Raw genomic sequence first — 8,381 nt, 5'->3', positions numbered from 1 at the left:
AATGGCACCAACCATAACTATGATTGGTGCCAAAGAAGACTCGTAGGGTGAATCCCCCAACATTTGACAGAGAGCCTAAATACTTTTTAAGCAAAAAAAAGAGGATTCCTAAGGAATCCTCTTTTTCTTTTTAGATTAACGACGGTTAGCTTCGAAGAAGTTAATAGCAACTTCTGGGAACATAGCGTATGTTAATACGTCTTCTTCAGTGATGCCAGTGTAACCTTTGGAGTTCAAATCTTCAGTGTAACCTGCCAATTCAGGTTCGATAAGATCTGCTGGACGGCAAGTGATAGGTTCTTCATCACCAATGATAGTGTGACGAATTTCGTCAGAAATTTTACCAGGCAACGCACCATATTTACCGCGTACAAGGTCTTTAACTTCGTTAGGAACCATTTTGTAACGGTCGCCCATCATAACGTTCATCATAGCCATTGTACCAACGATTTGGGATGTTGGAGTTACCAATGGAGGGTAACCCAAGTCTTCACGAACGCGTGGCATTTCATCCATAACGTCGAAGAAGCGATCGCCCATACCCATTTCGTTCAATTGGTTTTGAGTATTGGACAACATACCGCCAGGAATTTGGTAACGACGAACAGCTGGGATTACATCGCTAGCTGGTTTCAAGTTGAATTCTTCAGCGATTTGTTGTTTTACTTTACGGAAGTGGTCAACTAATGGAATGTATTTATCAAGGTCAAGACCAAGATCCCATTCAGTACCTTTGAACATTTCGATCATAGTTTCAGTAGCTGGTTGGCTAGTTGCATGAGCGAATGGAGAGATAGCAGTATCGATGATATCTACGCCAGCTTTAGCAGCTTCCCAGTATGTAGTGCTTGCAAGACCGCAAGTGAAATGGCTGTGCAAGTCGATTGGCAATTCACCAAAACGTTTTTTGAATGTGGAAACCAAATCATATGCATCAGCAGGTCCTAACAAACCGGACATATCTTTAATGCAAAGGGAATCAGTACCCATTTCAACCAAAGTTTCAGCAACTTTCAAGAAGCTTTCAGTTGTATGAACTGGAGAAATAGTGTATACCATAGCGGATTGAACGTGTGCGCCTGCTTTTTTGGAATATTTAATAGCAGCTTCCATGTTACGAGGGTCGTTCAATGCGTCAAAGATACGGATACGGTCAATACCATTTTTTACAGCAGCTTTACAGAATGCTTCCACTACATCATCAGAGTAATGTTTGTAGCCCAACAAGTTTTGGCCACGAAGTAACATTTGTAGTGGTGTATTTTTTACATTAGCTTTTAATTTGCGAAGACGTTCCCATGGATCTTCGTTCAAGAAACGAAGACAGCTATCATAAGTAGCGCCGCCCCAACATTCAAGAGCTTCATAACCAATTTCATCTAAAAGGCCAAGCACTGGTTCCATTTGTTCATAACGCATGCGTGTTGCCAAAATAGATTGATGACCGTCGCGAAGAACGGTTTCGCAGATTCTTAATTTTTTAGCCATGTTAATCCTCCAAATCGAAATAGTTTTGTGTATGTAATTTTATACATCCACCACACAACTATCTCATACCTATTTTTTTACGATTTTTATAGAACTTGCTCACACAAGCAAATACTCTACAAATCGTTAAGACATACTTATATTAGACTACTTATAGAATTCTTTGTCAACAACCACATTATGCAATTTACTCATGATTTCATGTATTCTTTTATGATTTTTTCGTGATGGAACTCACAATAAAGTGCTAAAAAGCTAGAGTTTAACATGTATTTTTAATCAAATTCGCTTCTTATTAATTGCTCTTTTTAATGAGAAACAAAAATTTATTTCGTAATAATTTTTAGTTATTATTTATCAGCTTTCAAAGTATATCGGTATTTATAAATCTAGTAATTCGACAATCATCGGTACACTTATAACCTTATCAATTTTATTGATAATAGCACCCGTATTTCTACATTTTATAAATATACAAAAGAACCTACCTTTTATAGGTAGGTTCTTTTACTAAATGCTCTTTATCATGTTATTTTTCAGGTTTTACCTTTTTAGGTGCTGTTTCAAGAACAATATTTTTACCATCTCGTTTTACTTGGATAGAGAAGTCCCCTTCCCCTTCTTTAAAATATTCCATCTTAATGTCGAGCAACATTTTACCAATTAATGTTTCTACCTTATCTGTAAGGAATTCACGATAAAATGCATCTTCCTTTTGTTTTGGACTTTGATGTACTACAGGTTTCTTTGCAGAACGTTCCATATCTAGCATAGTATCTTCAAAATTTTCAGTATCTTTAAAGTTTTTCATCATATCCGCATCGGATAAGCCTTTTTGAATTTTAAACTTTGCCATGTTTATCTCCTATCAATTCGAAAATCGCCTTTTTCACTCGTACTGAGTCAATACCAGACATACAATATTGATCAGGCTTAGGACAACGTCGCTTACGACAACCTAAGCAATCTAACTCATCATTAACAAGAACCTTAAAATTTCCAGTTAATGGTCCCCACAACTTAGGGTCAGTAGGCCCGAAGAGAGCTACTACAGGTTTATTTAAAGCTAATGCAATATGTAACGAACCTGTATCAGCAGTCACTACTACATCGCAACTTTCAATTAAAGCCCCTACCTCTTGAAGTGTGGTTTTCCCTAGCATATTTAGCATAATTTTATCAAGGCCATCAGTTGTTAAGGAATCCATCAATGGTTTGTATTGAGTAGCCTCCTTTGGACCACCTAAACAAACAAAATTAGCTCTATACTGAAGGGATTTAATAAGAGAATACCATTTCTCTTGAGGCCACTCTTTCGTCGCCCAGGACGTGCCTAACACAAGACCTACGCGTAGTGGCTTTTCTACTTCGCTACGCTCCAAAAATATGTCATAACTAATTGATTTCCACTGCTCTGCTGCCCAAGCATGCAAATCAGATGGCACAAAAAAGTCCATGTGGTATAGCTTTTTACCGGTTACCCCATTTGCTATACAAGGTTTTACATCATCCTCAGAAACAGCACTGGATACATTTAGGACACTATGCTCTGTAACGGATGTATTCAGTAATTCTGCTACCTCTATATATCGCTTGATAACATGATCCGTACTTGGCTTTGCTTTGTAGTTTGTAAACAGCCAATTCAGTTCTTTTGTACCACCAAGGCCAAGGCGAATAGGTGCACCTGATGCTAATAAAACGAGCCCTGTTATTAGTCGCCCTTGTACATCGACAGCCACATCAAATTTATATGGTTTCAACTTGTCTCTAAGTTCCCACCACATGCGCCACATCGTTGGAATATGTAGTTTTTTAGAATGTGCTTCGTATTCATCCCGTTCCCATGGAATGATTTCATCTACATAGGGATTATTCTTTAAAAGTTCTACCATACTAGGTGTTACAATCCAATGGAGCTTTGCCTCTGGATAGTGCTCTTTAATCCAGCGTGCTGCAGGTGTAGCATGTAGTATATCGCCTATGTAGCTGAGTCGTACAAATAATATATTCATATATATCCTTTTAGTACAAACTAGTATAGGAATAAAGCCTTTATAATGAATCATTATAAAGGCTTTTTCTTAAGATTTCTTTTTACTATTACTAGAAGATTTAGAAGATGTATCGTCTTCTGTTACCTTCGTAGTTTCATCACTACCATCCTTAATGATAGTTTTTACATCAGACAATGTTAATTCATTGAATGTTGTTGGATGATTGTATTTATAAACTGGTTTGAAGCCTACACCGAGTTTACCAGTGTAAACAGTTAAGGCATTGTTATCCTCATCAACACGAGCAATATAGATAGTTTTATCCATATCAACACCGATTAAGCGGAATCGTCCCGGTGGATTGATAACACGCCAACCACCTTCAATACCATTAAACATGAAGATATCCCCAGTCTTGACATTATCATAGAAGAATCGATCTTCATCATAGAATACGCCGATATGACCAATATCTGTAGCTTGCATATAAACGCGACGCGTATCATAGTTAGCATCGGTACGATAAATGCGATATGCGTTTTCTTGAACCTTTACCTTCATGTAAACAACGTTTGTCGCTTCAGAATACGCAGCATCTACAATTTTACTGTTACGAGGCAAATCTTCAAGTTTTGTATCTACTTCATGTTCAGGATCGTCCGCATTTAGACGGGCCATAACAACCTCTCTAGAGTCATACAGCCCCATGATAGCATAGTTACGGTCAGGCATCCAGCTGAAGTAACTAATAGAACGGCCCTTCAAATCAATCGTTGTAGGCTTGCTTTCATTAGCCTTATAAATTTTCAAAGAGCTTTCAGTAACAACCGCCATAAACTGACGGTCATAAGATACATACTTAGTACCTTCCTTTATATCAGGGAAGTTTTTAGTATCATCCTTAGATGCACCGGCTACATTAAAATCTGTAGTCGGAGCAAACATATATTGATCAAGGTATAGGTACACCCCACCTTGCAGAAGAATACCTACCGCAAAGGCGCTCAGTACACGCGTAAAAGGTTTCATGTGTCCTCCTATTTCACGATAAACGCCGTTGGGATCATGCGTTCCCCTAACAAATCGGCTGGTTTGTTTACTACTTTACCATTGAGGTATAGTGTAGAACTAGAACCACCATCTAAATTAGCTGCAATGTAGCAACCTTTTTCATAGAGAATATCTTGTACGTCACGTAATGTAGCGCCAAGAGAATAGCCTGGTTGACGACCATCGATTACGAGGAATAGTACAGTACCATCCTTCTTTTGACCGATAGCAGTACGTGGACCTACACCCCAGCCGCCATCGCCTTCAGTAATCATCTTCTTACCATCTACGATAAGAGGTGGACCAAAGGTAATACCTTCCATGGCTTTCATATCACCAAGTTGTGTTTTGTCATAGTTACCTGCAATAAGGTTACCAGATTTAGAGAAGCCTACAAAGTCTACCGCTTCTTCAGGGCCTACATCTTTACCGATAACATATTCACCATCATGCAAGATAAAGCCATATGGCAAACGGCCTGTACCAGTACCATTAGGATCGTGGAAACCACCGCCATTGATAGCAGCTACCGCATTATTCATCTTCGCAATATTACTTGTAGTATCGCCTTTTTCTTGAATGTTAGCAGCTGTACCGACTTCAATACGACGAGGATCTGGAATTTCAAGAATATAGCCTACATAACGAGCAGACTGAATTTTTTCAAGGTTTAAACTCTTATCTTCACGAGCATTAAACTTGAACAAATCTTGGCTTTTCACCACGCCAACAGTGCCCAAAATAGATTGCAATTCATCTTCACTGAATAGCCATGTTATGTAATGAGGATGGCGAGATTGCAATATGGCACCAATAACGGCGCGCTTTACATTATTAAACGGTCCAAAGAGCACCACGAATGGTGAGGTTACAACGGTAAATAGGAACACCATGATGATGAACTTTACCCAATTCTTTTTGAACAATGTATTTCTCCTTATAAATCAGTGAAATGCTCGGTGCTAATGCGTTCTTCAAAATGTTTGATATCAACAGCATTACCAACCCAAACACGCAAAATGTTATATGGATTATCACCAGTATGGGCCCAGCCAGATTTCATAGCCATGCTCATTTTAATGCCTGCTTTCTTAGTAGCTGCATCGGTGAATTCATTTTTATCTCCATAAGGGTAGCAGAACCAAGGATTATCCTTGATACCTACTTCTTTTGCAAGAGCTTCTTGAGCCTTCGTAATATTTTCTATTTGCTTAGCTTCAGACAATTGGCCCATTTCGATATGTTGGAACCCGTGATTAGAAATTGTGATACCATTCTTATGCATTTCACGAATTTGATCCCAAGTTAACCGAGTGCCGACATCGCCAGGATTGATAAATACAGTAGCTGCAAAACCATATTCTTTCATAAGTGGATATACGATAGAATACGTATCAGCATATCCGTCATCAAAGGTTAATACAACTGGTTTCTCTGGCACTGCAGCACCATTTACAACGTATTCATACAATTGGTCCATCGTCAATGGATTATAGCCATTATCCTTGAGAAATTTCATTTGCTCTCGGAACAAATCCTCTCGAATAACCGCATCATTATCTTTGTCGTCGCCAATTTTATGATACATAAGAACAGGAATACCTGATGGATGTACCATTTTGACTTCTTTTACTGGTGGCGCTGAACTAGTAGGCTCTGTTTTTTGTGAAAGCAATCCACAACCTGCCACAAGCATTGCCAAGGCCACAACCAATAGTGTTACTAACGGAATCCGTTTCATAGGTCCTCCTCTATCAGAACACAATTATATACAGAATATTATAACATTTCTATGAAGAATAGTAAAAACTCCCCTCATATACGTATAGCTAAAACAGATGATTTATAACCTAAAGAGATATATACTCTAAAACACCTTTAACGATACTTTATGTTGTAATCTAGAATGGAATGCTTTAATATTCTAATTATAATACAAATCACAAAAATTATACGCTTCTAATCGATAAAGGATTTGCCATGAAAAAACGCTTAACCCTCTTACAAATGGACGTTCACGTAAATGACGTAGAATACAACTACAATCGCGTTCAAGAGTTACTCACTCAATCACTTACAGAAAATCCTGATATTATTGTTTTACCTGAAACTTGGAACACAGGCTTTCACCCATCAGATGATTTAATTACGATTGCCGACAAAAATGGGGAAAGAACAAAATCATTGCTCAGCGCCTTTGCAAAAGAGCACAACGTGAATATCGTAGGCGGCTCTGTCGCTGTAGCGAAAGATGATTTAGTATTCAATACATCTTATACATACAACCGTGAAGGTGATCTCGTAGGTGAATATTCCAAAATGCACGGCTTTAGCCCCGCTAAAGAAGACAAATACTTTGCTAGCGGCACTCATACTACACATTTCGAGCTAGACGGAATACCTTGCAGTACTGTCATCTGTTATGATATCCGTTTTCCTGAGCTCGTAAGAATGGCTGCATTGCCAGGCACAGAATTATTATTTGTGCCTGCTCAATGGCCTACGATGCGTTTACGTCATTGGCAAGTACTCAATGAAGTACGAGCCATAGAAAACCAACTCTTCGTCTGTGCCGTAAACGGCTGTGGTACAGTAGGTCGCGTTCAAAGTACAGGTCACTCTGCCGTCTATGATCCATGGGGTACCAACTTACTCGAAATGGACACTAACGAAGGCATTGCTTCCATAGACATCGACCTCGCTGTAGTCGAAGACATTCGCAACAAAATTAACATCTTTAGAGATCGCAAACCGGAACTCTACAACCTATAACATAAAGGCACATTGTTATTGAATTTCTCCTTATATTAGGAAAAGCATTCATTTAACAATGTGCCTTTAGTTTAGTTTAGTTTTGTTTTTATTGTGCTGTATTAATAAAATAAATAACTCTAGTTTGCTCTAGATTAATGGCCATACTTTAAAACTCAATAAGTTTCCACATGTCCTCTGGAACTTGTTCTAGAGGTTTATTTTTTGCCATAGCTTCTTTTAGAATATCAATCGTATCTTGTACTTCTTGTTTATCCTTTGTATTTGGATCGTGAAGAACGACACGGTCCAAGGAGTCTGGTCCAAATTGTTTTAAATATTCTTTTTCCACTTGATTAAGTTCACGACGTAAGTATTTCATGGTATATCCTCTATTTGTAAATATCTTTTCGGTGCCCCACTTCTAAGGCTAAAATAACACATCTACCGTCATTAATATCAGCTATCACTCTATAATTACCAATGCGATAACGCCAAAGCCCGATCTTATTACCTGTCAATGATTTTCCTGAGTACCTAGGGTTCTCAACATTATCTACATTCTTTATGAGCCAATTAAAAAGATAACGTTGCGTTGATTTATCTAATTTAGAAAATTGCTTGTCAAACCGTTTAGAAAATTCAAGTTTATAAGCCATATTTTGCACGCATTTCCGCCACAGAATAGGTAACTGGATCTTGCTCGTATTCTGCTAATGCTTTTTGACCTACCTTAAGATCAAATTCATCTTCAATCTTTTCCAATAAAGCCTTCTTAAAGAGGGTAGAAAGTGTTTCATCCATAAACTCAGCATAGGTTTTAAATAACTCTTCTTCTTGTTCATTTAAACGGACTGAAATATTTGCCATATAAAGCACCTCCTTATGTAATACATTGTATTACATAAGGAGGTCTTAGTCCATATCATAAAAACAGGACAATGTTATTTTAACAAAATTTTATATTTTAGAAATCAGAGAATAAAAATGATTTATAAATACATAATACTATATATTTCATTACTCAGATTAGGTATACAAAAAAGGCACACCACCCTTCTCTCGTCTCTCAGCGGCATGCCTTTTTATGTATAT

The 8,381-nt window shown here is 37.9% G+C and carries 10 protein-coding genes; 1 reads left to right on the top strand and 9 read right to left on the bottom strand.

The window, feature by feature from the left end; translation table 11 throughout:
- Positions 1-135: 135 nt before the first annotated feature.
- The 6 genes from ACWTVK_RS09025 to ACWTVK_RS09000 form a co-directional block, all read right to left on the bottom strand.
- On the bottom strand, positions 136-1,488 hold the full coding sequence (locus tag ACWTVK_RS09025) for a pyruvate carboxylase subunit B (protein WP_308522790.1): 1,353 nt from the start codon (positions 1,486-1,488) through the stop codon (positions 136-138).
- Positions 1,489-2,017: 529 nt separating this feature from the next.
- Positions 2,018-2,344 carry a hypothetical protein gene (locus ACWTVK_RS09020; RefSeq protein ID WP_005387920.1) on the bottom strand — a complete coding sequence of 109 codons (327 nt, stop codon included), beginning with the start codon at positions 2,342-2,344 and terminating at the stop codon, positions 2,018-2,020.
- Positions 2,331-3,503 carry a glycosyltransferase family 9 protein gene (locus ACWTVK_RS09015; RefSeq protein ID WP_308522789.1) on the bottom strand — a complete coding sequence of 391 codons (1,173 nt, stop codon included), beginning with the start codon at positions 3,501-3,503 and terminating at the stop codon, positions 2,331-2,333. Before ACWTVK_RS09015 ends, ACWTVK_RS09020 begins: the two co-directional genes overlap by 14 nt.
- 69 nt (positions 3,504-3,572) lie before the next feature.
- Positions 3,573-4,514: a hypothetical protein gene (locus tag ACWTVK_RS09010; protein WP_308522788.1), complete on the bottom strand. Its 942-nt coding sequence runs from the start codon at positions 4,512-4,514 to the stop codon at positions 3,573-3,575.
- A gap of 8 nt (positions 4,515-4,522) precedes the next feature.
- Positions 4,523-5,461, bottom strand: coding sequence for a phosphodiester glycosidase family protein (locus ACWTVK_RS09005; protein ID WP_039969603.1), 939 nt, complete (start codon positions 5,459-5,461; stop codon positions 4,523-4,525).
- Positions 5,462-5,472: 11 nt separating this feature from the next.
- Entirely contained in the window at positions 5,473-6,276 is an 804-nt protein-coding gene (locus ACWTVK_RS09000; protein WP_308522787.1) for a polysaccharide deacetylase family protein, read from the bottom strand.
- Positions 6,277-6,515: 239 nt separating this feature from the next.
- Between ACWTVK_RS09000 and ACWTVK_RS08995 the strand changes: the two genes are divergently transcribed.
- On the top strand, positions 6,516-7,307 hold the full coding sequence (locus ACWTVK_RS08995; RefSeq protein ID WP_308522786.1) for a carbon-nitrogen family hydrolase: 792 nt from the start codon (positions 6,516-6,518) through the stop codon (positions 7,305-7,307).
- Positions 7,308-7,455: 148 nt separating this feature from the next.
- Here the strand turns inward: ACWTVK_RS08995 and ACWTVK_RS08990 are convergent, their stop codons facing one another.
- Genes ACWTVK_RS08990 through relB form a run of 3 tightly spaced genes read right to left on the bottom strand, consistent with a single transcriptional unit; the run spans position 7,456 to position 8,156 of the window.
- Entirely contained in the window at positions 7,456-7,668 is a 213-nt protein-coding gene (locus tag ACWTVK_RS08990; RefSeq protein WP_060924139.1) for a hypothetical protein, read from the bottom strand.
- Positions 7,669-7,678: 10 nt separating this feature from the next.
- Complete coding sequence (locus tag ACWTVK_RS08985; protein ID WP_308522785.1) at positions 7,679-7,945, bottom strand: type II toxin-antitoxin system RelE family toxin; 267 nt, start codon at positions 7,943-7,945, stop codon at positions 7,679-7,681.
- A complete protein-coding gene (gene relB / locus ACWTVK_RS08980; protein ID WP_009352129.1) occupies positions 7,935-8,156 on the bottom strand; it encodes a type II toxin-antitoxin system RelB family antitoxin in 222 nt (73 codons plus the stop codon). Before relB ends, ACWTVK_RS08985 begins: the two co-directional genes overlap by 11 nt.
- Between the last annotated feature and the right edge of the window lie 225 nt (positions 8,157-8,381).

The sequence above is a fragment of the Veillonella sp. Ser01 genome (assembly GCF_053850375.1).
This window is presented reverse-complemented; position numbering and strand designations above follow the sequence as displayed.